Annotated in this window: 18 protein-coding genes, 2 tRNA genes and 1 pseudogene; 7 read left to right on the plus strand and 14 right to left on the minus strand. The window is 61.0% G+C overall.

Going from position 1 to position 25,099, the window contains the following annotated elements:
* Positions 1 to 99 precede the first annotated feature (99 nt).
* The 12 genes from ACILSI_RS07425 to ACILSI_RS07480 all read right to left on the minus strand — a co-directional run bounded on the left by ACILSI_RS07425 (position 100) and on the right by ACILSI_RS07480 (position 16,898).
* The gene (locus ACILSI_RS07425; protein ID WP_395721227.1) at positions 100 to 1,395 is read right to left on the minus strand and encodes a G protein-coupled receptor LGR4; all 1,296 of its coding nucleotides are present in this window, start codon (positions 1,393 to 1,395) and stop codon (positions 100 to 102) included.
* A gap of 62 nt (positions 1,396 to 1,457) precedes the next feature.
* The gene (locus tag ACILSI_RS07430) at positions 1,458 to 2,744 is read right to left on the minus strand and encodes a hypothetical protein (protein WP_395721228.1); all 1,287 of its coding nucleotides are present in this window, start codon (positions 2,742 to 2,744) and stop codon (positions 1,458 to 1,460) included.
* Positions 2,745 to 2,781: 37 nt separating this feature from the next.
* Positions 2,782 to 4,005 carry a hypothetical protein gene (locus ACILSI_RS07435; RefSeq protein ID WP_395721229.1) on the minus strand — a complete coding sequence of 408 codons (1,224 nt, stop codon included), beginning with the start codon at positions 4,003 to 4,005 and terminating at the stop codon, positions 2,782 to 2,784.
* Between the two features lie 179 nt (positions 4,006 to 4,184).
* Positions 4,185 to 5,489, minus strand: coding sequence for a hypothetical protein (locus ACILSI_RS07440; RefSeq protein WP_395721230.1), 1,305 nt, complete (start codon positions 5,487 to 5,489; stop codon positions 4,185 to 4,187).
* 105 nt (positions 5,490 to 5,594) lie between these two features.
* A complete protein-coding gene (locus ACILSI_RS07445) occupies positions 5,595 to 6,971 on the minus strand; it encodes a DUF1552 domain-containing protein (protein WP_395721231.1) in 1,377 nt (458 codons plus the stop codon).
* A gap of 86 nt (positions 6,972 to 7,057) precedes the next feature.
* Positions 7,058 to 7,549 carry a four helix bundle protein gene (locus ACILSI_RS07450; RefSeq protein WP_395721232.1) on the minus strand — a complete coding sequence of 164 codons (492 nt, stop codon included), beginning with the start codon at positions 7,547 to 7,549 and terminating at the stop codon, positions 7,058 to 7,060.
* A 49-nt stretch (positions 7,550 to 7,598) separates the two neighbouring features.
* A complete protein-coding gene (locus ACILSI_RS07455; protein ID WP_395721233.1) occupies positions 7,599 to 10,046 on the minus strand; it encodes a DUF1592 domain-containing protein in 2,448 nt (815 codons plus the stop codon).
* 125 nt (positions 10,047 to 10,171) lie between these two features.
* Positions 10,172 to 10,993: an exo-alpha-sialidase gene (locus ACILSI_RS07460; RefSeq protein ID WP_395721234.1), complete on the minus strand. Its 822-nt coding sequence runs from the start codon at positions 10,991 to 10,993 to the stop codon at positions 10,172 to 10,174.
* A gap of 3 nt (positions 10,994 to 10,996) precedes the next feature.
* Entirely contained in the window at positions 10,997 to 11,326 is a 330-nt protein-coding gene (locus tag ACILSI_RS07465) for a hypothetical protein (RefSeq protein WP_395721235.1), read from the minus strand.
* Between the two features lie 83 nt (positions 11,327 to 11,409).
* Entirely contained in the window at positions 11,410 to 14,871 is a 3,462-nt protein-coding gene (locus ACILSI_RS07470; RefSeq protein WP_395721236.1) for an FAD-dependent oxidoreductase, read from the minus strand.
* Positions 14,872 to 14,874: 3 nt separating this feature from the next.
* Entirely contained in the window at positions 14,875 to 16,557 is a 1,683-nt protein-coding gene (locus ACILSI_RS07475; RefSeq protein ID WP_395721237.1) for an FAD-dependent oxidoreductase, read from the minus strand.
* 86 nt (positions 16,558 to 16,643) lie between these two features.
* Positions 16,644 to 16,898, minus strand: coding sequence for a DUF1232 domain-containing protein (locus ACILSI_RS07480; protein ID WP_395721238.1), 255 nt, complete (start codon positions 16,896 to 16,898; stop codon positions 16,644 to 16,646).
* Positions 16,899 to 17,077: 179 nt separating this feature from the next.
* On the opposite strand from ACILSI_RS07480, the pseudogene ACILSI_RS07485 reads away from it, so the two are divergent.
* Positions 17,078 to 17,639 (plus strand): annotated as a pseudogene (locus ACILSI_RS07485) (DUF4256 domain-containing protein).
* A gap of 98 nt (positions 17,640 to 17,737) precedes the next feature.
* Here ACILSI_RS07485 and ACILSI_RS07490 read toward each other — a convergent pair.
* Positions 17,738 to 19,438 carry a glutamine--tRNA ligase/YqeY domain fusion protein gene (locus ACILSI_RS07490; RefSeq protein WP_395721239.1) on the minus strand — a complete coding sequence of 567 codons (1,701 nt, stop codon included), beginning with the start codon at positions 19,436 to 19,438 and terminating at the stop codon, positions 17,738 to 17,740.
* Positions 19,439 to 19,542: 104 nt separating this feature from the next.
* On the opposite strand from ACILSI_RS07490, the gene ACILSI_RS07495 reads away from it, so the two are divergent.
* From ACILSI_RS07495 to ACILSI_RS07505, 3 genes are all read left to right on the plus strand, one after another.
* Complete coding sequence (locus ACILSI_RS07495) at positions 19,543 to 20,853, plus strand: phosphoribosylaminoimidazolesuccinocarboxamide synthase (protein ID WP_395721240.1); 1,311 nt, start codon at positions 19,543 to 19,545, stop codon at positions 20,851 to 20,853.
* An 87-nt stretch (positions 20,854 to 20,940) separates the two neighbouring features.
* A tRNA-Asn gene (locus ACILSI_RS07500) sits at positions 20,941 to 21,015 on the plus strand.
* A gap of 6 nt (positions 21,016 to 21,021) precedes the next feature.
* Positions 21,022 to 21,096: transfer RNA gene (locus tag ACILSI_RS07505), tRNA-Met, on the plus strand.
* Positions 21,097 to 21,194: 98 nt separating this feature from the next.
* Here ACILSI_RS07505 and ACILSI_RS07510 read toward each other — a convergent pair.
* A complete protein-coding gene (locus ACILSI_RS07510; protein ID WP_395721241.1) occupies positions 21,195 to 22,103 on the minus strand; it encodes a ThuA domain-containing protein in 909 nt (302 codons plus the stop codon).
* Positions 22,104 to 22,221: 118 nt separating this feature from the next.
* Between ACILSI_RS07510 and ACILSI_RS07515 the strand changes: the two genes are divergently transcribed.
* The 3 genes from ACILSI_RS07515 (at position 22,222) to ACILSI_RS07525 (ending at position 25,099) form a co-directional block, all read left to right on the plus strand.
* The gene (locus ACILSI_RS07515) at positions 22,222 to 23,484 is read left to right on the plus strand and encodes a CNNM domain-containing protein (RefSeq protein ID WP_395721242.1); all 1,263 of its coding nucleotides are present in this window, start codon (positions 22,222 to 22,224) and stop codon (positions 23,482 to 23,484) included.
* Between the two features lie 15 nt (positions 23,485 to 23,499).
* Positions 23,500 to 24,438, plus strand: a complete 939-nt coding sequence (locus ACILSI_RS07520; RefSeq protein WP_395721243.1) for a CNNM domain-containing protein — start codon at positions 23,500 to 23,502, stop codon at positions 24,436 to 24,438.
* A gap of 64 nt (positions 24,439 to 24,502) precedes the next feature.
* Positions 24,503 to 25,099, plus strand: coding sequence for a non-canonical purine NTP pyrophosphatase (locus ACILSI_RS07525; protein WP_395721244.1), 597 nt, complete (start codon positions 24,503 to 24,505; stop codon positions 25,097 to 25,099).

Here is a 25,099-nt window from a genome sequence, read left to right on the forward strand (position 1 = left end):
AAATGATCCAAGGTCAGCAGAGTCGTCCGTGGTCGAGCTGTCGACCATGCTTCGACCCAGAAGATCGGATGATTCACACCACGCGTGCGCGTGACTGGTTCACTTCACGAATTTAACGTCCACTTTCGGAAGCAGGGCTTTCACCTTGGCCTGGGCTTCCTCGGGATAGCCTTTGCCGTAGAGAACGAGGGTGAGTGACTTGAGGTGGGCGAAGGCTTGCAGGGACTGGTGACGGCTGTCCGGCAAATCGAGGTTCGAGAGGGAGAGTTCACGGACTTGGTTCACAGCCGCGAGGGCGGTGAGATCGGCGTCGGTGAAAGCTTTGGCATCGAGGGAGAGCTTGCGCAGGGTCGGGATGGCTTTGACGGTGGCGATGGCTTCGGCGGCGGGACTGCATACGCCATACTCGAGGGCCACGTATTCCATCGGCAGTTCGCGCAGGTGCTTGATGAGGCCTGCGGTGGCTTTGGCGCAGCTAATTTCGATGCCGGTGAGGTGCTTGAGCTTCTTGAAGTGCTCGGCACCGGCATCGGTGAGCTGCTTGGAGTGCCAGAGCTTGATGAACTCGAGATTCGGGAACTTTTCACACACATGGCCAAGACCTTCGTCATCGAGGCCGTTGCTGTGGAAGTTGATGCGCTTCAGTTTGGTCCAGCCATCGAACTTCGCGAAGAAATGGCCGGCATACCCCGCGCCACGTGGCGTGAAGGACTCCAGGTTCTTGAGGCCTGCGAGCTTTTCCCAACCGGCATCGGTGGCCTTGCCAAAATAGGCGAGTTCGAGGTTGGTGAGATCCGGGCACTCGGTGAGTTGCTGGAGTTGGGCTAGGCTGGCATCCCCCAGTCTGCCAAAGCCGCTCACGCTGAGGCTCTTCAATTTCTTGAGCTTGAGCAGCGGAGCCACCCAGTCGTCCTGAATGCCCGAAGCCTCCAGCTTCACCGACTCCAGCGAGGCAATGTGCCCGAGGTGCTCGATGAACGCGGCGTTGTAGGGATCGGCGTTCTCCTTGCGATGATCGTGCGCTTTGCCGCCCAGGATGTTGGTGCTGACCTGGGTAAGCGTGTCAAAGATCGCGATGTCGCCGCCGGCTGCCTTTTTCAAGGCTTCGGGCGTGGTATTGATCTTCGTGAACGTGCCCGGTGCGCTCTCGATGGTGCGGATGACGGCCTCGACATGCGGATGTTGCTCGGCGGCGGCCAAGATCTGACCAGCATGATCGCTGAGTGCTTGTTTCAACGCGGCATCTGTCGTGGTGGCGATGACAGCATCGAGTTCGGCGCGTGAGGTGACTTTGGAGAGATCGGGCGCGGCAGCATGGAGCGCTGTGAGGGAGGCGAGAAGGAGTGGGGTGAGAAAAGCGGCGCGGATCATGGAGTGGTGGAGTCTTGGAGTCATGAGATGTGGTGCGCTGATTCGCTGGACGCATTTCTCCAACACTCCAGCACTCCACTTCTCCCTCAATACTTCGGGAAGATGTCGGGGCTCGGGAAGCGCTCTTCGAGGTCGCCTTGGAGGTATTCTTCGCGGGGAATCTGGACTTGGGGCCAGCTTGTGGGACGGACACGGACGACGCGGCCGGGGCGGATGCCTTCGATGATGAGGTCGGTCTCGAATTTGATCTGGATGCCGCTGCTGCCGAGCGGGGCGCTGCCGGGTGCCTTGGTGGCGTCGAGGAGGGTGCCGCGTGAGGCCATGTGCGCGGGGCCGTAGGCTCCGTGGGTGTGCTTCAGGGTGTTCTCGACGGCGTTCATCATGGCGGGAGCGTCCTTTTTGAAATCGGCGTAGAGGGAGTCGTCCATGCCGCCAAACAAGGTCGCGGTGATGGTGGCGCGGCCGAACTTGCCATACTCGACAGCATCGATCCACGCGGCCATCCAGCGGCTGCGGATGAAGGCTTTGTGTGTTTCGGTCTGGTTCTTGGCGGCGCGTTGCATGGAGGCGTTGTCGAGCCAGATATCTGAGATGTGAAAGCGGGTGAAGATGCCGTCGGGCGTGGGTTTCCAGGTGACACCGAGCAGCACGGGTTGGCCGCCGAGCGATTTTTTGCCCTCAGCAGGCCAGGCACCTTCGGCGATGAGTTCCTCGATGCTGAGTTGTTCGCGACCGCGCCATAGGCGGGTGGCAGCGTCGAAGGTCATCTTTTCCTCGGTCGCTTTGGCGTCGCCGCCTTGTTTCGGCTCGCGCGTGGCGATGAGGATGCCTTCGTTGTTTTTGATCTCCAGTTCCTTCAGTTTCCAGACGAGTCCCTCGCGCTGGCAGTGGCTGGGCTCGTCTTCGAGGAGCATGACATGGTTTTCAGCGGGTGCGATGCCGGTGCCGCGATTGTGGTTTGCGTCCTTGCTCTTGTTATCGACCGGCAAGACCGGCACAGCGGAGGTTTTTGGGTCCGGCGGAAGGAAAGCGCGGACGTGCATCACGGTGCCGAGCGGGATGTCCCGCAAATCCGCCGGTGCGCCGTGATAACGCACGGTGGCATAAGGCAGCAAGGCGAAGGGATGCGGGTCGTTGCGGAAAAACATGCCCGATCCCTGCACGCGGATGCTGCCACGACGGTTCGCATGATCGACGAAGACGAGTTCGCCGCGATACGAGTGCGCTTTTTCCAACGGCGGGAACTTGCCGGCTTCGGGGCGGAAGGGTTCGTCTGCTGCGTGGGTGAAAGCGGATGAGATGAGGCAACATGCCAGCAACAAGCAGACGCTGGGCATTGGAGTGCTGGAGTGGTGGAGTGATGCGTGGGACATGATCGACAGAAGAATGGGGACAGGAGAATCGAGTATCTCAATAGGTAGGGAAAATCGCGGGCGTGGGGAAGCGCTCGTCGATGCTGGAGGCTCCGTTGCCGAGATACTCTTCGCGGGGCAGGTGGACATCCGGCCAGCTTGCGGGGCGCACTTTGACGATGCGCGTGGGGCGCATGCCTTCGGTTATGAGATCGGTTTCAAAGCGGATCTGGATGCCGCTGCTGCCGAGTGGGGCTTCGCCGGGCAACTTCGTGACATCGAGGAGTTTGCCGCGTGCCGCCATCTGCGTGGGGCCGGCGGTGCCGCCTTCGGTGTGCTTCAAGGTGTTTTCGGCGCCGTTCATCAATGCCGCGATGCCCGCTTTGAAATCAGCGTAGAGCGAGGTGTCCATGCCGCCGAACAAGGTCGCGGTCACGGTAGCGCGGCCGAATTTGCCATACTCGACCGCATCGACCCACGCGGGCATCCAGCGGCTGCGGATGAAGGTTTGGTGCAGTTCGGTTTGATGCTGCGTGGCGTTTTGCATCGCATCATCGTCGAGCCAGATGTCGGAAAGATGAAAGCGACTGAACACACCGCCGAGTGTGGGCCTCCAAGTGATGCCAATCTGCACCGATTGGCCGCCGAGAGACTTTTTTCCTTCCGCAGGCCAGGTGCCCTCGGCGATGAGGTGCTCGATGCGGAGGCATTCGCGACCACGCCACACGCGAGTGGCGGCATCGAAGGTCAGGGTTTCGTCGCCGGGCTTCGTTTTGGCGTTTTGTTTGCCTTCGCGACTCGCGAGGATTGTTCCGGCGCGATCTTTGATTTCCACTTCCTTGAGCTTCCAGACGAATCCTTCGCGCTGGCAGTGGCTGGGCTCGTCTTCGAGGAGCATGATATGGTTTTCAGCGGGTGCGACGCCCAGCGCTCCGGCTTTCGTCTTCTCCCGGTTGTTCACGGGCAAGACGGGCACGGCGGACGTTTTCGGGTCCGGCGGGAGAAAGGCGCGAACATGCAGCATCGTGCCCAGCGGAATGTCGCGCAGATCGGCCGGTGCGCCGTGATAACGCACGAGAGCATACGGCAGCAGGGCAAACGGATGCGGCGCGGTGAAGCGGAAGATGCCCGGAGATGTCACGCGAAGGCTGCCACGACGATTCGCATGATCCACGAAGACGAGTTCGCCGCGGTAGGAGTGTGCTTTTTCCAAAGGCGGGAACTTGCCGGCTTCGGGACGAAAAGGTTCGTCTGCGGCGAAGGCGGAGGTCGCGAGCAACAAGACACCAAGGCACAGCTGGTAAAAGATTTGGGGTAAAAGATTCAGGAACGTATTTTCACTTTTTACCCGAAATCTTTTACCAGCTTCAGCGGCGGGCGAGAGACCAGAGTTTGGATGTGGAGTGATCATTCCGACAGAAGAACGGGGACAGGAGAATGATGAAGGGATAGTGGTGAGGATCAGTATTTCGGAAAGATAGCGGGCGTGGGGAAGCGCTCGTCGATGTTGCTGTTGTCGAACTCTTCGCGGGGCAGTTGCATCTTGGGCCAGATTCCTGGGCGGATGCGGACGACTCGGGTGGGACGGATGCCTTCGATGATGAGGTCGGTCTCGAACTGGATCTGGATGCCGCTGCTGCCCAGCGGGATTTCTCCGCTCGCCTTGGTGACGGCAATGATCTTGCCATTGGAGGCCACATGACCGGGGCCGTAGTGGCCGGCTGCGTGCTTCAAGGTGCTCTCGGTTCCGTTGATCTGTGCCTGGACGTCCTTTTGGAAGTCGGCGTAAAGGGAGGCATCCATCCCGCCGAACAGCGTCGCGGTGACGGTGGCGCGGCCGAACTTGCCATACTCGACGGCATTGACCCAGGCTGGCATCCAGCGGCTGCGGATGAAGGTTTTGTGGGTCTCGGTCTGAAACTGGGCGGCGTTTTCGAGGGCGGCGTCGTCCAGCCAGATGTCCGAGATGTGAAATTGGGTGAAAGCGCCATCCAGCCCATCTCCTGGCGCAGGCCTCCAAGTGATCCCGAGCAGGACGGGTTGCCCACCGAGGCTTTTCTTCCCGCTGACGGGCCACGCTCCTTCGGCCACCAGGTTCGCAACTCCGATGCGCTCGCGTCCGCGCCAGATGCGGGTCCCGGCGTCGAAGGTCAATTTCTCTTCCTCGTAGGCCCTGCCGTCTCCGTCTGCCTTCAACACGCGGCTGGCGATGATCGTCCCCTTGTTGTCCTTGAGGTCCACTTCTTTGAGCTTCCAGGTCTTGCCCACGCGCAGGCAGTGGCTGGGCTCGTCTTCGAGGAGGAGGACGTGGTTTTCGGCGGGGAAGATACCGATGCCGCGATAATGACCGGCGTCCTTCGTCTTGCTATCAATCGGCAAGACCGGCACGACGGAGGTCTTCGGATCCGGTGGGAGAAAGCCACAAGCATGCAGCACAGTGCCGAGCGGAATGTCGCGCAGATCCGCCGGTGCGCCCTGATAACGCACGATGCCATACGGCAGCATGGCGAAGGGATGCGGATCATTGCGGTAAAACTTGCCCGTCCCCGCCACGCGGAGGCTGCCGCGACGATTGGCATGATCCACAAAGACGAGTTCGCCACGGTAGATGTGCGCTTTTTCCAAAGGCGGGAACTTTCCGGCTTCGGGGCGGAAGGGATCGTCGGCGGCGGTTGCGAAGGTCGCGAGTAGGGCAAGGCCCAAGCGCAGCGTCACGATCCATCGGAGCGATGGAGTGGTGGAGTGCTGGAGTATTGGAGGGATCATTCGCGAGAGGATAATGGGGGCGGCGCAGTCGGGGTGTGCTGGTGGACCGGAGTGCTGTGGTATTTCTCCATCACTCCACTTCTCCAACACTCCATCGAAGCCCCGTCAGATCGCGATGACCTTGTTGCTATCTCCAAACTGATCGGTTTCCACACCCATGCGTTGGGCCATGAGGAGGAGGAGGTTGCTCATGTGGGCGTCGGTGTTGACGGGGCGGCTGCAGAGTTGGTAGTGGGCGGAGGTGAGGGTGCCGTCGGGGTCGAGGGAGTAGCCTGCGAAGTCCTTGGCGGCTTTGTTGAAGTCGAGATGGCTGCCGTGCTTCAGGCCGAGGTCGGTGCCGCCGGCGAACACGAGGGGGAGGTTGGCGTTGCCGTGGCTGTGGCCGTAGGACATGCCGCTGCCGAAAAGGGCCATGGTGGAGCCGATGAGGGGCTTGCCATTGAGGTCCTTCGTTTCCGTGAGACGGGTGAGGAAGTGGCCGAACTGCTCGATGGCGAAGGTGTCGTAGTTGGTGAGCTTCTCCATGTAACCGGCATCGCCGCCGTGATGGCTGAGCTGGTGGCGCGATTCGGTGATGCCGATTTCGGGAATGGAAAAGGCATCGCCTTCGCCACCGAGGCTGAAGGTGGCGACGCGGGTCACATCCGTCTGAAAAGCGAGCACCATGAGGTCATAGACGGTGCGGAAGTAATCGCCGGCCATCGTCTGGGCGATGTCGCGGTTGGTGCGCTTGCGGTCGGCGTCGGAAATGGTCGGCAGCGGTGTGTCGAGCCACGCATCGGCGCGGGTCGTGCGGATCTCGGCCTCGCGGACGGAGGTGAGATACTGCTCCATGCGGCCTTTGTCTTCCTTGCCCATCTTCTGCTCGAGCTGGCGCACTTCGGCGAGGTTGGCGTCGAGCACGCTGCCCTTGCGACGCAAGGCACGGCGTTGAGCCTCTTTTCCGCCCTTCGGTTCTTCGAAGAGCGAGGCGAAAATCTCGCTGCAACGACGCAATGCAGGCAATTGCACGCCATCAGCGGTCCAGGCGAGCGAGTTCTGCGTGAGCGCGATCTCCATCGAGGCGACTCGCGTCTGCTGCGCGGTGATTTCGGCCATCTTTTGGTCCACAGAGATCGTGTTGCGATCCGAGGGGCCGAGCTTGCCGCCGGTGAGGAAGATATTGATGCAATTGTGGTGATGACTGAGGCTGCCCGGGTGATGCAAACCGCTGATCGGCGTGATGACCTCGCGGTGCTTCTCCAGCGGCTTCAACGAGCGCGAGAACTTGTAATCCCGGCCCGAGGTCGTGATCTGGTAGTTCAGCGAGTGCACACCATTCGCGAGGTAGATGAAGGCACTGCGCTTCGGACTCGATGCGATTGCCTTTTCCGCCGCCCGCAGCGGCACCATGCACTCCAGCATGGGCAATGAGATGAAGCTGCCGAGCGCTTTCAGGGCGTGACGGCGATTGAGGAGCCAGGATTGGGTTTGGATGTTCATGAAAGGGGCGGGGGAATGGAGAGGTGGAGAGGTGGAGAGGTGGGAGGTGGGAGGTGGAGAATTGGGGGACGTGTTTCATTACTCCGTCACTCCACTGCTCCATTCAGCAGGATACGAAGGTCGTGGGTAACTGCGGGGTCGGTACCGTATTCGATGGGGTCTTCGCGGACGACGAGGGTCTCCGTCCAATCGTTGGCGTCGCGTTTGCGTTCGAGGGACTCGACGAGCTTCAGGAGGCGATTCTCCAATCGGAAAATCAGCGTGTCGATTTGCTCGAAGGTCGATAGTTCGATCTGCCCGTTTCTGGAGTAGGCAATGAAACCCGAGAGGGTTTCACCAAGCGAACCCAGTGCGATATTGAGATGCTGGAGATACTCGCGAACAGTTCGTCGGCAGTAGCCTTCAGCAATGTTGCGATGAACTGAATCACTGGAGGCCAATGACTGAGATGCCAGTTTCTTTTGCTCGAAGGGCCAGCCACGAACAGCGCCAAAAGCGAGCCCATACAGCTCGATAGCATCCTGCCAGACCAGCAACTGCTGGTATCCGCGGTTCTTATTTCGTCGTTCGGCATTCATGTTCAGTCATCACTCCAAAACTCCATCACTCCACTACTCCCGGTTCCCGTCAGCGTTTACGCATCAGTTCCGACATCGCCACAGCGCGGACGATGTCTTTGATGCGGTATTGGCTTTTCTTCGCTTCGGCTTGGATGGCGTTGAGGTCGTCTTGATCGTCAAAGCTGAGGGCGCGGCGAAGGCCGTAGGTGCAAAGGTGGTCGATGAAGGCGCGGGCAAGTTCGTCGCGGTCTTCGAGGAGGCGTTGCTTGAACTCGGTGGAATCCTTGAAGGCACGTCCATCGGGCATTTCACCGGCGGCATTGATGACGGGGTCATTGCCGACACCGGCTACGATCTTCTCATGCGTGCGCCATTGGCCGATGGCGTCGTAGTTGTCCCAGGCAAGGCCAAGAGGATCGAGCTTCGCGTGGCAGGCGGCGCAGTTCGCGTCGTTGCGATGAGCTTCGATTTTTTGGCGCAGGGTCGCTTTGGGGCTCTGCGGCGTTGGGGGCTCGATGGCAGGGACGTTGGCTGGAGGCGGTGGTGGTGTTTTGCCGAGAACGACCTCGCTGAGCCACACGCCGCGATGCACCGGGCGATGGCGTGTGCCGTCGGAAGTGAGGCCAAGCACCGCGCCCATCGTCAGCAGGCCGCCGCGACGATTTTCGGGCTTCAACGAGACACGCTCAAAGGCACCGGTCTTGGACTCCGGCAGTCCGTAGAACTCGCAGAGCCGCGCATTGGCCACGGTCCAATCGGAATGAATGAAACCATCGATGGGCAGGTTTTTGGCGAACATCTCGCGGAAGAACTCCACGGGCTCCGAGCGCATGCTGTCCTCCAGCCAAGCGTCATAGGTGGGGTAAAGCTTCTTGTCCGGCGGGAACATGCCCACGCGGTGCAATTGAAGCCACTGACGCGAGAAATCATCAATGAAGCGGCTCGCTTTGCCATCTGCGAGCATGCGGTCCACTTCCTTCTTCAATCCATCGCCGTTTAGGGTGCCGCCTTTCGCCGCAGTGAAGAGCGTATCGTCCGGCATCGAGCTCCACAGGAAATACGAGAGCCGCGAGGCGAGTTCCGGGTCGTTGAGACGCTCGCGGGCCACGGGATCGCCCTCGACGAGGTAGATGAAGTGCCGCGAGGTCAGCACGCCCTGCAAGGCCACGCGATAGGCATCCGCCAGCTTCTCACCCGCGTCGCGCTCCTCGCGATACGACTTCAAATACTGCTCGATCTCCTCCATTTTGACCGGGCGACGCCACGCACGCTCGGCGAAACGCTGCAAATGCGCCGCCACCACCTCAGGCGTCGCGTCATCCGGCGGCACCACATCCTTGCGACGCGATTTTTCCGCCTCGGACACCAGCGGCCCTTCCCACTCGACCCAATCGAGGATAACCGTGGAGAAGAGACCGTTCCCTTGGCCATCGAACATCTGCGGCGCGTTTGGATTCAGCAGATAAGTCTCGCTGCTGTGCGTGAACATGTAACCACGGCCGCCGAGTGCACCACGGAAGGCCGCGCCTTGTCGCCGGTCCACCACATCCGTGGCCACCACGCAGAAATCGAGCGACGTGGGCATCTCAAGAAACACCTCGAACTCATACACCTGCGGCTTGTCCTCCGGTGCGGTGATGTCGAACTCGATCAGGCCGTCCACCGTTTCCTCGCCCGTGCGCTTGCCGATGCTCAGATGCGCCGTCTGACCACCAATCGGACGAATGCCACTGGCTTGGATGCGAAGCTTGTAGAGCCCGCTGTGCTCCGGCCCCGTCTTCCCGAACCAGTTCGGCGAGAGTGCGTTCTGGACTGTGCCGGGGAACTGCAGCCACCTTAGCGGCCTCTTGATGCCAAATCGATCCAGCACCGCCTGCTGATCCTTGCCGCCGCCGTAGTGGATCTCCGCTGCTGTCTTGCGCACCTTGCGTGCATCGCTTGTCGCCGTCGGAAACGCCCGGTCCAGCACCAGTTCCGCCGCTCGGTAATAGCGATCCACATGCGATGGCGAAAGCGACAGCTCAGACCCGATGCGCTCAAAGCCATGCCACCGCGTGTCCTCATTCAGCTCGCCCGGCTTCGCCGGATCGTAGCGCACGCCGAGCAGGTCATAGACCGTGTTTTGATACTCTGTCCGGCTCAGTCGGTAATGCGCCACCGGTGGCCGCGCCGCCATCCGCGCCGCCTTGCCCTCTTTGATGCGTGCATCGAGACTCGTCACAAACGCCGCGATCTCCGCCTGCGTCGGTTTCTTCTCCTTCTTCGGCGGCATCTCACCCGAGTTCACCTGCTCGATCACCTCCGCCCAATGATGCGTGTCCGCGCCCAGTTTGAAATCACGAGAGAGCTGATCGATGCGCAGATCGCCCTTCTCTTTTTCCGGCCCATGGCAGCGGATGCAGTGTGTCTCTAAAAAAGCGTCATAAGGCTCTGCGGCGTGGATGACACAGGTGTGACTTAGGCAGGCGGAAAACGCAGCGATGAAGAATGGTCGAAGCCGGAGGCAGAAGGACATGATGGGGGGAGGAAATACGCCTCGACGGTGCCATACTTAGCAGGCCAATTCCTCCCAGCAAAAGGGGGGGCAGGCATATGATGCGTGGACTCGACGGTCAGTCCGGCTTCCATGGCGAGGCGAGGCTACTGCGTGACCCACTCCAGATTGAAACGTGCGCAGTCGATGGAGGTCTCAGCTTCATACAAGCAGAGCACCGTGCCATCTGGCAGCACGGAGAGGTCCGAGTAGGCGGCTTTGCCTGAATCGAGCACTTGGTTCACCGGCCAGGTCTTGCCGTCGTCGCGACTAAGCTTGATGCAGAGATTCTCGCGCTTGCCGCGCCCTGCGGGGACGGGTTTGCCTTCCTTGTTGAGCCCGAGCGTGTGTGGACAGGAAAAAAGCAGCGTGCCCGGCTTCGACGGATGCGTCGCGATGCTCGCCATGCAAATCGGCTCCCAGAGATGCTCGTGAAAAACCGGCTTCGTCCACCCCGTGGCTCCATCGGCGCTGGCCGTGATGATTTTGCGGCTCGCTTGCGACACGCTGCGCGAAACGAGCATCACGCGTCCGTCCGACAATTCGGCGATCATCGTTTCATTCGGATTGCCGAGGTCACCCTCGTTCGGCAGGCAGACATCGCCTGCCTTCCAGGTCTTGCCGTGGTCATCGCTGTAGATCGTGGCGGCGGCAGAGGGCTTGTGATCGCCTTCCTTGCCGTAGGCCAGCCAGATCGGCACTACGAGCCGTCCGCTCTTCATCTGAATGCCATGCCCGGGGCCCGTGGCGATGACCTTCCAGTCGTAGCGCTTCCGAAACGGCTCAAACGTCGCCGTGATCTCCACCGGCGAGCTCCACGTCACGCCATCGTCCGTACTGCGCATGGAGAAGCAGCGGGCATAATTGATGCAGTAAAGCATCTCGATGCTCCCCGTCTCGCGATCCACGATGGCGACGGGATTGTTCACCGTCTACTCACGCGCACCGCCATCTTTTTTCTTGTGCGGATTGCCCTCGATGCGCGTGCCGCTGTGGGCGATTTGCTTCGGCTCCTGCCACGTCTTCCCACCATCGGTCGAGCGACGCAGATGCACCTCGATCTCGCCCCAGTCCGCGCTGCTGTTCCGCCGCGCCTCGCTGTAAGCCAGCACCGTGCCCTTCGTCGTGACCACGATGCCAGGAATGCGATACCGCGCGATGCCGTTCATGCCGGGCGGGAAGACAGCGGACTTTTCCAGAAGTGGTTCGGCGGCGTGTAGTTCACCGAGGCAGAAAGCGAGCAAGAGGAAGAGCCTTTTCATGATTGGGGATGGGAGAAGTTTCATCGTGGATTCGACTGGCAGTCGTAGTGGTCTTTGGGGTCGGCTTCGATTGCCAATCGAAGTTATAGATTGCTCCATAGACGCACGAGCGCCTCGCCGCGTGATTCGTTGGTCGCGGGAGATCCTTGAGTTTCTGCGATATGAACCGCTTCAGCCCGCTTTTGAGGGTTGTCGAAGTTTTGCGCCCAAACGGCCGCCACCGCTTCGGTGAGCGGAGCATCAAGTTTGGCATCGTAACTCGCCAAGAAGCCCTTCGTGCCGAAATACTGCGCCGCAGCCACTCGCGGATCATTCGCAGCGACATCGACGTCGTTGAAGAACGAGATCATCACGTGGCTGGTGGCGAGTTGGCGGATCAAGGCATCGGGATTGAGCTTTCCGGGTGTTGTTTTGCCTTTTACGGCGAGCGCGGCGGAGAAACCAGCGCCTTCGCCGAGCTGCATCCAGACGGGTTCGAGGCGGATGCTACCCCAGCCGACGTGCGAGGCGCTGATGGCGACGGGAACGAGGAGGTTTTCGACTTCGTTCGTGAGGATCGATCGATACGGCACCTGCGCGGGCCGTGATTCTTCGCCGAGGAAGAGAATACCGTCCGTGTTGCCGCCGGGTGCCTTGCGCGGCAGGCAGGCGACGGAATCGACCGGCCAGTCTGTCATGGCGATGCTGTCGGGGTGGATGGGTGTGCGGGCGATGCCTGCGGCGACGACGTTGTCCTGCTCTTTGAAGACATAACGCCCCACAAGTCGCCGCGCCTCGCGGACGTAGATTTCATACGGCGCATGGCCGTTGTCGGGGAACTCATCGGCGGCGAGTCCATAGTTCTCGAACTGCTTGCGCTCCTTCTCCGGGGCCTCCGGATCATTCTGGACCCACCAGAGGTGCATGAGCATGGCTTCGAGATAGCGCTTTGAAATCGCTTCGCGCGTGGGCCAATCGGCACCGGGATACTCATTTTGCGGGCCGATGAGGCGTCCGCCATTCCACGCGACCTTCTTGTTTGGCAGATTAGGCACGAACCCACTGCCCGTGGCCGATTTGGCGATGGCGAGATCGAAGTTCGCGGGCTTTTCGACCATGATCCGGTTCGCTGGATCGCGTGTGAGAATGAGGCGGTAGTTGTAGGCCATCACGCTGTTATCCGCCTCGCCACTCTGCGGCCCTTCGACGATGTCGGCGGTGGCATGACTGTTGTAGCGGATGTTCAACGTGCCTTCGTCGGCGGCCTTCGGAAAGCCGCGCTGACCTGGCTCCTTGTGGCGTTCCTGCGTGTAGATGACACCCGCGTGCTTTTCGCCGTATTGCGCACGCGATTCGCGGCCGATTTGAGTCTTCACACCGGCTGCCGCCATCAAATCGCCCTCATACATGCCGTCAGCGAAAACTTTGCCGCGCACCGTGATCGTCTTCTCGCTATGCATCGGCTTGAGCGTCACGCTTTGGATCAAAGCGCCGTCGCGCTCTGCTTTCGTGACGATATGGCCGAGTAGCACTGTGAGCGTCTCCTCCTTCGCGACCATCTCGTTGAAAAGCATCTCCGCGATGCGCGGCTCGATCTTCGGACGATCGATGTGTGCGCGGCTTGTCTTGCTCGGCATCGATGCGATGTGCTGCGGCGAGCCTTCGCCATAGGTCTTCGCGTAATACTGCGCCGCGCCCGTGATCATCTCGCCATAGATCGGCGAGCGCAGACCGTCATACGGTGCCTCCCAGCCGCCCGCACCGCTGGTGACGAAGCCGCCGAGATGCTGCGTGTGATTCACCAGCAGCACGCTGAGTCCCTCACGCGCCGCACGCACCGCGCAAGCGATGCCACCCGGCGTTCCACCGATCACAACAAGGTCATACGACTTGCCATCCACGTCCTGTGGCTTCGCAGCGCTCTTCAAAAGCATCGGCGGCGGGATCTTCACCGGCGTGGCTTTGCTCGTCGTTTTTGCTGCGAAACCCGCGTCGGTTCGCGTGTTGCTTTCCGCGATGGCCTCAGCCTCCGGCACGAGTTGCAGCCCATCGACGACGACATAGCCATCCGCGCCCGCGTTCGAAATCTCGATGCTGCCCGATTTGCCTTTGGCGAAGCCGAACACACCGAGCGAACGCGGAATGCCATCCTCCAGGCACGCTTCGCGCTGATTTTGCGTCACCGTTTTGTCGCCGTCGGCACCTCGAATCGTGATCTGCGCCTTCTGGGCGCGGTTCGTGGCATGGACGTAAAGCAAACGCACCTCGTATTTGCCGTCGCTTGGGATCTCCGGCGTGAACTTGGCCACCGCGACCAACTTCTTCGCTCGGTCATCATGTCGATACGAAGCGCCGACGAGCGCCGGAAGTTTATCGCCAACTTTCCATGCGCCAGTGTATTCCGCCGCATCGTCATCGAGCACGATACCTGCTGATTTGCGTTCCGCGGTGCTCGGCGTCGTCTTTTCTGCCTTGTCCGTCTCCGCGAGCGTGAAACGCGTGCTCACCACCGAGTTCTGCTCGGGACCTTCGCGATACTTGATGTAGGTCGTGGCGACGACCGTGCCATCTGGCAGCAGTTCGAGGCCCGGATAGCCGCAATCACTGGCTTTGTAGCTGTGCAGCAGCTTGATTTTGTATTCGCCGTCCTTCCCGCTGACGATGTCCTCGTAACGACCCACCCACGCGACGAAGTGATTCCTCGTCGGACTTTTCAATCCGGTGTCGCGAAAGGCGATCACGAGCCGCCCATCCTTTGCATACACCGCTTTGTGCCTGTCACCGTGCAACCCGACCGGCAACGCCTTCACCTCCGACCACGTCTTGCCCTCGTCATCGCTCGTGATGAAGTGCGCGGGCTCCGTGCGGATGTTTTCGCGCATCATGCACAGCAGTTGTTTGCCATCCGGCGAACGAATCACCTCCGGCTCGCAGGGCTTCAGATCACCGAGATCCACGAGGATGCGCCACGGGCCCCATGTCAGCCCACCATCGCTCGATTCGCTCTGCGTGACGACATTTGAACGCTTGTCCTTCGTTTCGCCGGGCCGTCGGATGTTCGAGAGGCCGATGAGCTTCTTCCCGCCCTCCACCGGCATGATCGTGCAAAACGGCATCACGCACACGAGCCCGTTGCTCTGCATCGGCGACCACGTTTTGCCTTCATCGGTGGAAACCGACTGCTGCATCATGCCGTCCGGCCCCTGACCCGCATAAACGATCAGCCGCGCCACGCCCTGCGGATCGGTGAGGCGATAGATTGCCGGGCAGTTTTTGACCTTCCACCAGTTCTCCGGCACCGGCAGCTCCTCGCTCCATGTCTCGCCGCCATCATCGCTGCGCTTCAGCGGCCCCGCCGTGCCGCCATGACCATGCGTCCACACGCAGAACATCGTTTTGCCGTCCGGCATCAGCAGCGTCGTCGGATGACCTTGATAAACCTCTGCCGTGCCTTGAGACACGATGACGTGCCGCGCGGTGTCCTGCGACAGATCAACGACAGGGATGGATGCGCCGTTGAGAAGGCCATTGAGCAGCGTCAAGAATAGAAATGAGCGAGAGATCATGGGTTAGCGTTGGGGTGGCCAGGTGAGGACTTGCTTGTGCTGGATCAAGACGGCCTTGAGAGCCTCGTAGTCCACGTCTTGAACGGCTTGATTGGCATCCATGGCGATCACTGCGGCGGCCGCGGCGCTCTGGCTGCTGCACATGAAGACCGGCTCCATGCGGATGCTGGCGAAGGCGACGTGGCTGCTGCTCAGGGCAAAGGTGACAAACAAATTTTCACACTCGCTTCGCTTTGGCACGATGGCGTCGTAACCGACTGCATACGGCGGTGCGCCATCGCGACCACTGGCGATTTTACCTTCACGGGTGACGACGCCGTCCTTCACGATGCGGCGGATTTCGTGCACGTCAGTGCCGTAGCTGCCGAGACCAACGGACTTTGGCACCGCCTGACGACCAAAGGTGTGATGCTCGGTCATCACGAGGTCGCTGATCATGCGACGCGTCTCACGCACATAGATTTGATGCGGCCAGCCGCCGTTGTCGATGAACTCGTCCTTCGGCAAACCGAAGCGCTGCATGTCCTTGCGCACCTTCTCAGGCACACGCGGATCAGTCGCGAGGAAGTGCAGCAGGCCGCGATGGTAGTCCTCATGCTCCTTCGCGATCTTTTCGCGGTCAGTATAACTCGCCTCCGGCCATGCGTGAGATGCGCCGGGCAGATTGCCGCCAAAGGTGGCTGTATTAAAATCCCATTTGTCGTTCGGCAGCGGATCATGCTTCGAGAACCAGCGCAGGTCCATATCATCGCCGATGGCGAGGCAGGCTTCGATGAAGCGTGCGACGATCTCGTAGCGCTTCGGATCGTAATCCGACGGCGGTGTAATCGGGATCATGTTCGCCGGATTCGTCGTGAGGCAAAGTCGGAAGCAGTAGGCCTGCACGCCTGGTGCAGGATCACCATGCTTGCCGGGATCGCCTTCGTTGATGAGCGGTAGCAGTCCGCTTTTCGGATCGCCCTTCACCACATACGGATCGAGCGGGAAGTCGCGATCCCACACGCCCTGACCGCCGGGTACGCGGCCATGCGGCCCCGGTTTGAGGTGATTCGTGCGCGGGATGTATTTCTCCGTGTAGTGAATGCCGTTGAGCGTTTCGCCATACTTCGCATTGCCCTCGCGCATGAGCGTGTAGCTCACGCCAGCCTTCGCCATGAGATCGCCCTCATAACTCGTGTCCATGAACACCTTTGCACGAAACACATCGCCATTCTCCATGACGAGTTCGGTGATGCGCGCGCCGTCTTTTTTCACTGAGGCCAGTCGTGCTCCGAAATGAACCTTCACGCCCGCTTCCTTCGCCATGTCGATGAAGACCTGCTCCGCCTTGTGCGGCTCAATGGCATACGCGCCGCCCGTGGCCGGGCCGCCACCGCCATCGCCTTTGAATGTCTTGTCCCAGGCCAGCGTGACACCCACCGTCGCCGCCAGCTTCGTGAAATACTCACGCGCGATGCCCCCGACGGAGCGCGGATCGCCAATGTCCACCGCGCTCAGGCCACCGCTGGTCATGCCGCCGAGATGTTTGCCCGGTTCGGCAATCACGACCGACTTGCCCATTCGTGCGCCCTGCACCGCAGCCGCCACGCCGCCGCTGGTGCCGCCATAGACGCAGAGATCGGATTCGATCACCGAGGCCAGGCCGGCCGATGAAACAAGAGTGAGCGCGAGGAGGAGTGTCTTCATGGTTGCTTGATGCAGACGAAACAACCCCGCGCTCCTTGCTGGTCAAGAAGCCTGACCAAGCCATTTCACCCATCAAGGAATCGAGCCTAGCTGACGTCGATGTCGTGCGTCTTCGGCGGCGGCTTGGCGGCCTCGTCCTTGCGACGGAAGAGCTGCCCCACATTGAGGCCAAAGTAGGCCAGGCAGTTGATGAGCAGGCCCGTGGCCGCCGCCTCGTCCAGATTGCCAAAGATCGGGATGTTGTCGGGAATGAACTCCGCGACTCCAAAGCTGATGTTCAGCAGGTACAACGCCGAGAGGATGCCCGAGGCGAGCACGACAAGATCGCGAATGAATTTCATGGGAAAATGGGGTGTTGGGAAGCGGCCCCATTCTGCGCAGACTTCCGCCGCCGCGTCAAAACATCCTTGGGCGGAGATTGGAACGCCGGTGTGCCAGCGGAACCGCTCCCAAAACAAGCCGCTTGCCGCAAACCGTCCCGTTCCGCTAAGATCCAACCCACCACAAAAGAGGAAGCCATATGCCAGGTGCTCAAACGAAAAAGGAGTTGTCACCCAAGCAACGCGAAGAGCTGCTCAGGGCATTGAAGGCCCGTTTCGAGCAAAATATGCACCGCCACCCAGGTCTCGATTGGGCTCAAGCCCAGGCCAGGCTGGACGCCAGGACTGAAAAACTGTGGTCACTCCATGAAATGGAAAGCACGGGCGGCGAACCTGATGTCGTGGGTCATGATTCAAAGACGGGCGAACACCTCTTTGTCGATTGTTCCTCGGAAACCCCGAAGGGCCGCGTCAGTGTTTGTTATGACCGCGAAGGACTGGAGTCGCGGAAGGAACACCAACCGAAAAACACGGCCATGGACATGGCGTCGGCCATGGGCATCGAGCTTTTGACGGAAGAACAGTATCTGGAACTGCAGCAGCTTGGGAATTTCGACACGAAGACGTCGAGCTGGCTGAAGGCACCCGTGGAGATTCGAAAACTCGGCGGCGCGCTCTACGGTGAGCGCCGCTACGGCCGGCCACAACGGCGCGCAGTCTTACTATGGCGCCAGAGCGTTCCGTGGCTCGCTGAGAGTCTGAAGTTACGCGTTCGAACTAGCAGTGGGTGCCGGGGGGCGGATTTACACCGCAGGACGTGAATTGATCAAAACTTGATGGCCTGTTGCGGCGCAACAGGACTACTTTTTCACCCACCCGTCCTTCAGCGTCACGGTGCGATTAAACACGGGCGTGCCGGGTTTCGAATCGATCGGGTCCGCGTAGAAGTAAGCGACGCGTTCAAACTGCCAGTGGGTGCCGGGGGCGGCTTCCTTGAGGCTTGGCTCGAGTTTGGCATTCTCAATGACTTCAAGTGATGCGGCGTTGAGGAATTGGGTGAAGTCGCCGTCTTCGCCAGCGTCGGCATCTGGGGTTTCGACGGTGAAGAGCCGATCATACAAGCGCACAGGAGCGTCGATCGCGTGACGGGCGCTGACCCAGTGGATGATGCCTTTGGGCTTGGTGCGGCCTTCGGGCTTTTTGCCATGGCGTGTGGCCTCGTCGTATGTGCAGCGGAGTTCGACGATGTTTCCGGCATCATCCTTGATGACCTCTTGGCAGATGATGCAGAAGGCGAACTTAAGGCGCACCTCACCACCGGGCTTGAGTCGATGGAAGCCTTCGGAGGGGAATTCCATGAAGTCGTCGGACTCGATGTAAAGCTCGCGGCAGAGCGGCACTTGGCGTGTGCCAGCGGCTGGGTCTTCGGGATGGTTGGCGGCTTCAAAGTGCTCGACTTGGTCCTCGGGGTAGTTGGTGAGGACGACTTTGATGGGGCGCAGCACGCCGTAGGCGCGGCGGGAGATTTTGTTCAAGTCTTCGCGGATGGCGTGCTCCAGCAGGGCGATCTCGGTGAGGGAATTGAACTTGGTGAGGCCGATCGTTTTGCAGAAGCTGCGAATGGCGGCGGCGGTGATGCCACGACGGCGCAAACCGCTGATGGTGGGCATGCGCGGATCGTCCCAGCCGTTGACGAGGTTCTCTTTGACGAGGCGGAGCAGCTTACGCTTGCTCATCACGGTGTAGGTGAGGTTCAGGCGGGCGAACTCGCGCTGGTAGGGCTGCCCGGGCAGGCCATCGACGTTATTGATGAGCCACTCATACAGCGGGCGGTGGATCTCGAACTCGAGCGTGCAGAGGCTGTGCGTGATGGACTCCAACGCATCGCTGAGCGGATGCGCGTAGTCATACATGGGGTAGATGCACCAAGCGTCGCCGGTGCGGTGATGATGCGCGTGCAGGATGCGGTAGAGGGCGGGATCGCGCATGTGCATGTTCACCGATGCCATGTCGATCTTCGCACGCAGGACTTTTTCGCCCTCCTTGAACTCCCCAGCACGCATGCGGCGGAAGAGATCGAGGTTTTCCTCGACGCTGCGCTCGGCGTAAACACTGCGCGTGCCCGGCGTGGTGAGCGTGCCGCGATTGAGGCGCATCTCCTCCTGCGTCTGGTCATCGACATAGGCGAGACCTTTGGTGATGAGCTGCTCGGCGAATTGGTAGAGCTTCTCAAAGTAGTCGCTGGCGTAGAAGAGGTGCTCGCCCCAGTCGAAGCCGAGCCATTTCACGTCGGCCATGATGCTATCGACGTATTCGACCTCTTCCTTGGTGGGATTCGTGTCGTCAAAGCGCAGGTGGCAACGGGCGTTTGGCGCGTGTTCCTGCGCGAGGCCGAAATTGAGGCAGATGCTCTTCGCATGGCCGATGTGGAGGTAGCCGTTCGGCTCCGGCGGGAAGCGCGTGACGACCTGACCGCCGTTGCGACCGGCTGCGAGGTCGGCAGCGATCATTTCACGGATGAAATCGAGGGGGGCGGGCGGGTTGGAGGCGGCTTCGGACATGGAGGGCGGAGTTTGGGCCGAAAGTGTGAAGTTTAAAGTTAGAAGTTCGCGGTTCTCTGTTCGCGGTTGCACGGGGGCGGAATCCGTTGTTTTTCACGGGAACCATGTCCCATCCCGCCCCAGCCCCCACGCGCCTCGATCTCTCGAAACTCGGCGAGCCCGTCTATCGCGGCTCCGTGCAGAATCTCTACGCCATGCCGGATCATCCGGGCTTCGTGGTGTGCGAGACCACGCCTGCAGGCTCGGTCTTCGATGTGGGATCGATTTTCAACATTGAGGGCAATGATTTGAACCGCGCCATCTTCCGCCACGCGATGTACTCACGCCTTGGCAAACCTGAGACCTGGCAGCGGGTGAAGGCGGCGATTGAAAAGACACCGATGGATGCCGCCTGGCGCAAGGAATTGCTCAGCGGCCCGATGGAGCAGATGTTGGAGCGCGGCGCGCACACACATCACATCGGCATGGTGGATGCGCAGACGGGCGAGATCGTGCGCGATGGTCTGCCAAAGAACCCAAGCTGCTACAACGTCGTGCGCCGCTTTCCGGTGATGCATCCGCCGCAACGGCATCTGCTGGGCACGCATGTGTTTGATTACGCCCAGTTCCACCAGAGCGCGACGTATGTGGTGCCGCTGGAATACATCGTGCGCTTCGGTGTGACGAGCGGGTCGTCCATTTTGAAGAAGTATCAAAGCCTCAGCGATTCCGCGAAGCGCGCGTATGAGCAGGAACTCGGCCTCTCGAAGCCGATGGGCGTGTGGGAGATGCTGGAGCGGCCGATTTATGACCTGACGAGCAAGTACGAGCCGGAAGACCGTGCCGTGAGCAAGCAGGAGGCGCTCATGATGTCCGGCCTGAGCAGCGAGGACTTCCTGCACACCGTCAAACTGGCCATCCTCGGCGGCTGGGCCGTGCGCGAGCTGCTGGAGAGCGCGGGTCTGCTGCTCTGGGATTTGAAGTGGGAGTTCGCGGTGGATCGCGAGGAACTGCTGTTTGTGGACACCATCGACGCCGACTCCTTCCGTGGCACCACCTTCCTGGAGGTTGAAGGCCGCAAGCTGGTGATTCACTACAACAAACAGGCGATGCGCGACTACTACCGCCTCGTGCATCCCGACTGGTATGCCGGGATCAATCAAGCGAAGGCCCAGGCGCAGAAAATCGGCGTACCGTTCAAGCAGGTGCTCAAGGCCGGCCAGAACGAAGGCCAATGGCCGCAGACACCTGTGGTGGACATCGAATTCCTCGATTTGCAGGCCCGCAAGACCGCGTTGATTCGCCAGCATGTCGCTTCGGAGCGTGATGCGGCGGCCATCCGGGCCGATTTGCAGGCCACCGGCGAGGCGGAGGTCGAATTCTACCGCCAACGTGGTTTGCTGGGCGAGCTTCTGAAGGCAAACGCGGCGGGCTGAAATCACTTCATTTTCAGGCAGACAAAGTGCTTGCGCCGAGAGCGGAAACGCCTATCAATCCCGCCCCTTCTTCGGGAGGGACGTGATTCCTGAGTAGCTCAGCGGTAGAGCGGGTGGCTGTTAACCACTAGGTCGTAGGTTCGAACCCTACCTCAGGAGCCATCAAATGGCAGAGTAGCTCAGGGGTAGAGCAGAGGACTCATAAGCCTTTGGTCGGGAGTTCAAATCTCCCCTCTGCCACCACCTTGATTCAATCCCCGCATGGTGGTGGGCGGACACAAAAAAGCGGCCCGAAGGCCGCTCTCAAACTGAATCTCTTCATGGCGTAATGCCGAGCCCGATCACTTCTTCGGCGCGGGCGACTGCTGTTTGGGGTAGCCTTCCAGCTTCACCACGCTGACGGCGCTTTCGGTGGGAAAATCGGCCGGGACTGCCGCGGTGCGCTCCACGTTGCCGGTGGCGACCCACTCGGTGCCGCGTTGCAGGAGGGTGTAGAAGCCGCGATCCAGCATGGAGTAGTCGGCGTGGCCGAGCGTGGTGTGAAACACGCGGCCCTTGTGGTAGGCGAGCACCAGATTGTTCGGCTCGTTCATTGCGGTGAGGTCGGACACCGCAGTGCTGAGGATCTCCACGTTCTCGCCCGGACCGCGCAGCTTGCTGTAAAGCTCGTCCTTGGCATGCAGCCAGCGTTTGGGCAGGCCGCGCATGATCGGATGGTCCGGGCTTTGGGTTTCGACGACGAACTCATGCTGCGGACCGTGTGCGCCGCCGTTGCCCGCGCTGGTGTCGCGGAAGAGCTTGCCGTCCTTCACATAGAGCCACGGGCCGCTTTTCTCATTGCGACCGCCCCAGCCGCCGACGCCGATCATGTCGTTGTATTCCTTCCAGTCGGGGAAGGAATTGTTCGCCGCATGCACGGAGACGAAGCCACCGCCATCCGCGACATACTTCGTGAAGGCATCGCGTACATTCTGCGGCCAGGGTTCGCCGTTGTAGTTGCTCACCACGGCCTGATAGCCGGTGAATTCCGGCTTCCATGCATGCCAGGCCTCCGCAGGTGATCCCTTCGGCGGTGTCGTGCTTACTTCGACAGTGAAAGCGCCGCTGCTCTCCAGAGCGTCCTTGAGCACGGGCGTGGTGATGTCCCACTTGTGGTTGTTTTGTCCGTCGATGATGAGGACTTTCAGCTTGTCAGCGGCCTGGAGGCTGACGGCGGCAAATACGAGGCATGAGAGGAGGATGGAGCGCATGGTTGGCCTGTTGCTATCAATTCGGCGTGTTCTTGGCAAGAACGAACATCGCCACGGCTCCGTAATTCATCTTGACCCCTGGCTTCGCTCCCCACCACTGTGCGACCTGCCCATCCCGATGTCCCTGCTCCTTGCCGTACTGCTTTACTTGAACCTTCTGCTGATCCTTGCGGTCGTCTCCGCCTCGGAGACCGCGATTCACAGCGCGCGGGATGTGGAGGCACAGCTCCTCGCCGCCGGGGAAGGCGCGGTGGCGACAAAACTCCGCGCCATCACCGCCAACCCCTTCGCGCAGCTTCACCGGGCGCTGCTGCTTTCCGCCGCGCTGAATCTCGCGCTGGCCGCGCTCGGCCTGTGGATCGTCACCGGGCCGCTGCGCTCGCAGGGCTGGAATCCGTGGATCGCATCTTCTGTGCTGTTCTTGGCAACGGTCCTGCTAGGAGACATGGCTCCGAAATTTTTTGCCGCGCGCGCCCCCTCGGTGGTGCTGCTGGGCAGTTTGCGTCTGCTGAATCCGCTGCGTGCCGTGCTTGATCCGCTCGCCACGTTCACCGACCGCACTGCGGACCTCATCCTGGAAAAACTCGTCACCAAGCATGTGAAGGCACGGCTTCCCGTCACCCGCGACGAATTTGAGACCCTGGTCGAAATGCGGCAAGAGCAGGGGCTGCTCGACAGCGACGAGAGCGCGATGATCCACGAGGCGCTCGACATTGAGGCACTCACCGTGCGCGATTGCATGATCCCACGCGTCGATCTCGCGCTCATGAGCAGCGAGGATTCCGAATCCAAGACCACCGCCGTGCTGGAGAAAGCGGCCAGCCGTTTCGTCATCGTTTACGGCGAGACACCGGACTCGGTCGAAGGAGTCATCAACACTGGCGCGTGGAAGCTGGCCAACCGCCCGCCGTGGCGCACTCTGCTGCGCACACCGGCCTTTGTGCCGGAAACCATGCCTGTGCTGGAGGCGCTGGACCATCATTTGCCAAACGACGACGCGCCGGCTCTCATCGCGGATGAGTACGGCGGCCTGGAAGGCATGATCACCCGCCGCGAGGTGGCCGACTGGCTGCTCTATGAAGCCGCGCCGTGGCAGGGCGAGGACGCCGAGATCCGCGACCTCGGCGCTGGACGCTACCTGCTCGATGGCGGCACTCGCCTGGATCATCTCCGCGAGGAGCTGGGCCTCGATTTCGACGCTGGCGGCATCGATACCATCGGCGGCCTCGTCTTCAACCAGCTCGGCCATGTGCCGAAGGCCGGCGAGCGCATCATCATTGAAAATGCCGAGATCAAGGTGCGCCGCGTGGTGCGCGCGCGCATCCAGGAGCTCGAACTCCGCCGCAAAGCCGCTCCGGTGGATGAAGCTGGTGAAATTTAATCTCGTGATTCACTCATGACCTGGCTCCTCCTCCTCACCTGCCTCGCGCTTTCATTCATGCTCTCGGGCCTGGAGAGCGCGGTGCTGGCCGTGAGCCGCGTGCGCGTGCGCCATGCCGCGAGCGAGGGCGATCTGCGCGCGCGCGGCCTGCTGCCGCTGCTGGAGGATCGCGACGCGCTCATCGGCTGCATCACTGTCGCCAATCACCTGACGAACTTGCTCGCCTTCCTGCTCATCGCGCTGCCGGTCATTCGAAATGCCAGCCTGTGGGGCTATGTGCTCGCCTTTCTCGCCTCGCTACCGGTCTTTCTGATCGGGCTCGAAGTGATGCCGAAAAAACTGTTCCGTAACTATCCCTTCCGCTCCCTGCGTGCGGTCTCGCCGCTGGTGCATCTCGTGGGTCTTGCACGCCCTCTGTTCCGCGCCTTCGCGCTGAAAAAATCCGCCGCAGAAAGCGCAGGATCTCCCAGCGAAGCGCACCAAACACGCGGGCGCGATGACTTGAAGGCGCTGGCGCAAGAACTGGCCGCGCAGCATCAACTTTCCCCCACCGCCACTCAACTCATCGAGCGCGTACTCGACTACAAAAAGCTGCGCACGTCTGATCTCATGCAGCCGCTCACGCGCAGCATCGCTCTAGCGGCTGAAATCCCCCTCAACACTGCCTTGATCCTGGCACGTGAGCAGAACTGCACGCTGCTGCCAGTGCTGGGAGACAACGGTGACTTCATCGGCGCGCTCGATACCACCGAGCTCCCCGCCGTGCTTCCGCCTGACCGCCTGGTGCGCCAGCACATGCGCACGCTCGACACCGTCCCCGCCGCCCTCCCTGCTCTGCACACACTGCAACGCATGCGCAAACAGGGCCGCCGTCTCGCCATCGTCATGGACGAGCGCCAGCAGCCCGTGGGATTCGTCACCGAGGCGCGTCTGCTGGAGCCGTTGATGCATTGATGGAGGTTTGCGGTTGTTTGCAGTTGTTGACGGTGGTTTACATGGGGCGGAACCGCCTCACGCCATGCCCAAACTCGTCTTCGCCACCTCGAACGCCCACAAAACGGAAGAAGTCGCCGCCATCCTCGGCGGCGCATGGCAGGTGGAGGATTTGCGTGCGTACCCCGGTGTCACGCTTGATGAGGAAACGGGCGACACCTTTGAGGCCAACGCCATCATCAAGGCCGTCAGCGGCAGTCGAGCCCTGACCGGCCATCTGGTGCTCGCGGATGACTCCGGTCTCGAAGTCGATGCCCTCGAAGGCGCTCCGGGCGTGCGCAGCGCTCGGTACGCGGGTGAAACGGCCAACGCCGCCGACAATCGCGCCAAATTGAAGCAGGAACTCGCCCAACGGCCTCAAACAGCCCCCTTCACCGGTCGTTTTCACTGCTGCATGGTCATTGCCTACGGCGGAGCCGTGCTGCACATCACGCACGGCAGCGTCGAAGGCCGCCTCATCAGCGAAGAACAAGGCGCGGGCGGATTCGGCTACGATCCGCTGTTCATTCCCGACGGTTTCAGCGATACCTTTGGCCTGTTGCCCGCTGAAACGAAAAACCAGCTCAGTCATCGCGCCCGCGCCCTCGCCGCGATGAAAGAAACACTCGCCTCACTGGCCTGA

This window comes from Prosthecobacter sp., from assembly GCF_044232965.1.
GTDB lineage: Bacteria > Verrucomicrobiota > Verrucomicrobiia > Verrucomicrobiales > Verrucomicrobiaceae > Prosthecobacter.

Excerpts from the sequence above, each read along its gene's own strand:
- ACILSI_RS07425 (WP_395721227.1), bottom strand. The coding sequence starts at position 1,395 with ATGACTCCAAGACTCCACCACTCCATGATCCGCGCCGCTTTTCTCACC.
- ACILSI_RS07430 (WP_395721228.1), bottom strand. The coding sequence starts at position 2,744 with ATGTCCCACGCATCACTCCACCACTCCAGCACTCCAATGCCCAGCGTC.
- ACILSI_RS07440 (WP_395721230.1), bottom strand. The coding sequence starts at position 5,489 with ATGATCCCTCCAATACTCCAGCACTCCACCACTCCATCGCTCCGATGG.
- ACILSI_RS07445 (WP_395721231.1), bottom strand. The coding sequence starts at position 6,971 with ATGAACATCCAAACCCAATCCTGGCTCCTCAATCGCCGTCACGCCCTG.
- ACILSI_RS07450 (WP_395721232.1), bottom strand. The coding sequence starts at position 7,549 with ATGAATGCCGAACGACGAAATAAGAACCGCGGATACCAGCAGTTGCTG.
- ACILSI_RS07455 (WP_395721233.1), bottom strand. The coding sequence starts at position 10,046 with ATGTCCTTCTGCCTCCGGCTTCGACCATTCTTCATCGCTGCGTTTTCC.
- ACILSI_RS07465 (WP_395721235.1), bottom strand. The coding sequence starts at position 11,326 with ATGAAAAGGCTCTTCCTCTTGCTCGCTTTCTGCCTCGGTGAACTACAC.
- ACILSI_RS07470 (WP_395721236.1), bottom strand. The coding sequence starts at position 14,871 with ATGATCTCTCGCTCATTTCTATTCTTGACGCTGCTCAATGGCCTTCTC.
- ACILSI_RS07475 (WP_395721237.1), bottom strand. The coding sequence starts at position 16,557 with ATGAAGACACTCCTCCTCGCGCTCACTCTTGTTTCATCGGCCGGCCTG.
- ACILSI_RS07480 (WP_395721238.1), bottom strand. The coding sequence starts at position 16,898 with ATGAAATTCATTCGCGATCTTGTCGTGCTCGCCTCGGGCATCCTCTCG.
- ACILSI_RS07490 (WP_395721239.1), bottom strand. The coding sequence starts at position 19,438 with ATGTCCGAAGCCGCCTCCAACCCGCCCGCCCCCCTCGATTTCATCCGT.
- ACILSI_RS07495 (WP_395721240.1), top strand. The coding sequence starts at position 19,543 with ATGTCCCATCCCGCCCCAGCCCCCACGCGCCTCGATCTCTCGAAACTC.
- ACILSI_RS07510 (WP_395721241.1), bottom strand. The coding sequence starts at position 22,103 with ATGCGCTCCATCCTCCTCTCATGCCTCGTATTTGCCGCCGTCAGCCTC.
- ACILSI_RS07515 (WP_395721242.1), top strand. The coding sequence starts at position 22,222 with ATGTCCCTGCTCCTTGCCGTACTGCTTTACTTGAACCTTCTGCTGATC.
- ACILSI_RS07520 (WP_395721243.1), top strand. The coding sequence starts at position 23,500 with ATGACCTGGCTCCTCCTCCTCACCTGCCTCGCGCTTTCATTCATGCTC.
- ACILSI_RS07525 (WP_395721244.1), top strand. The coding sequence starts at position 24,503 with ATGCCCAAACTCGTCTTCGCCACCTCGAACGCCCACAAAACGGAAGAA.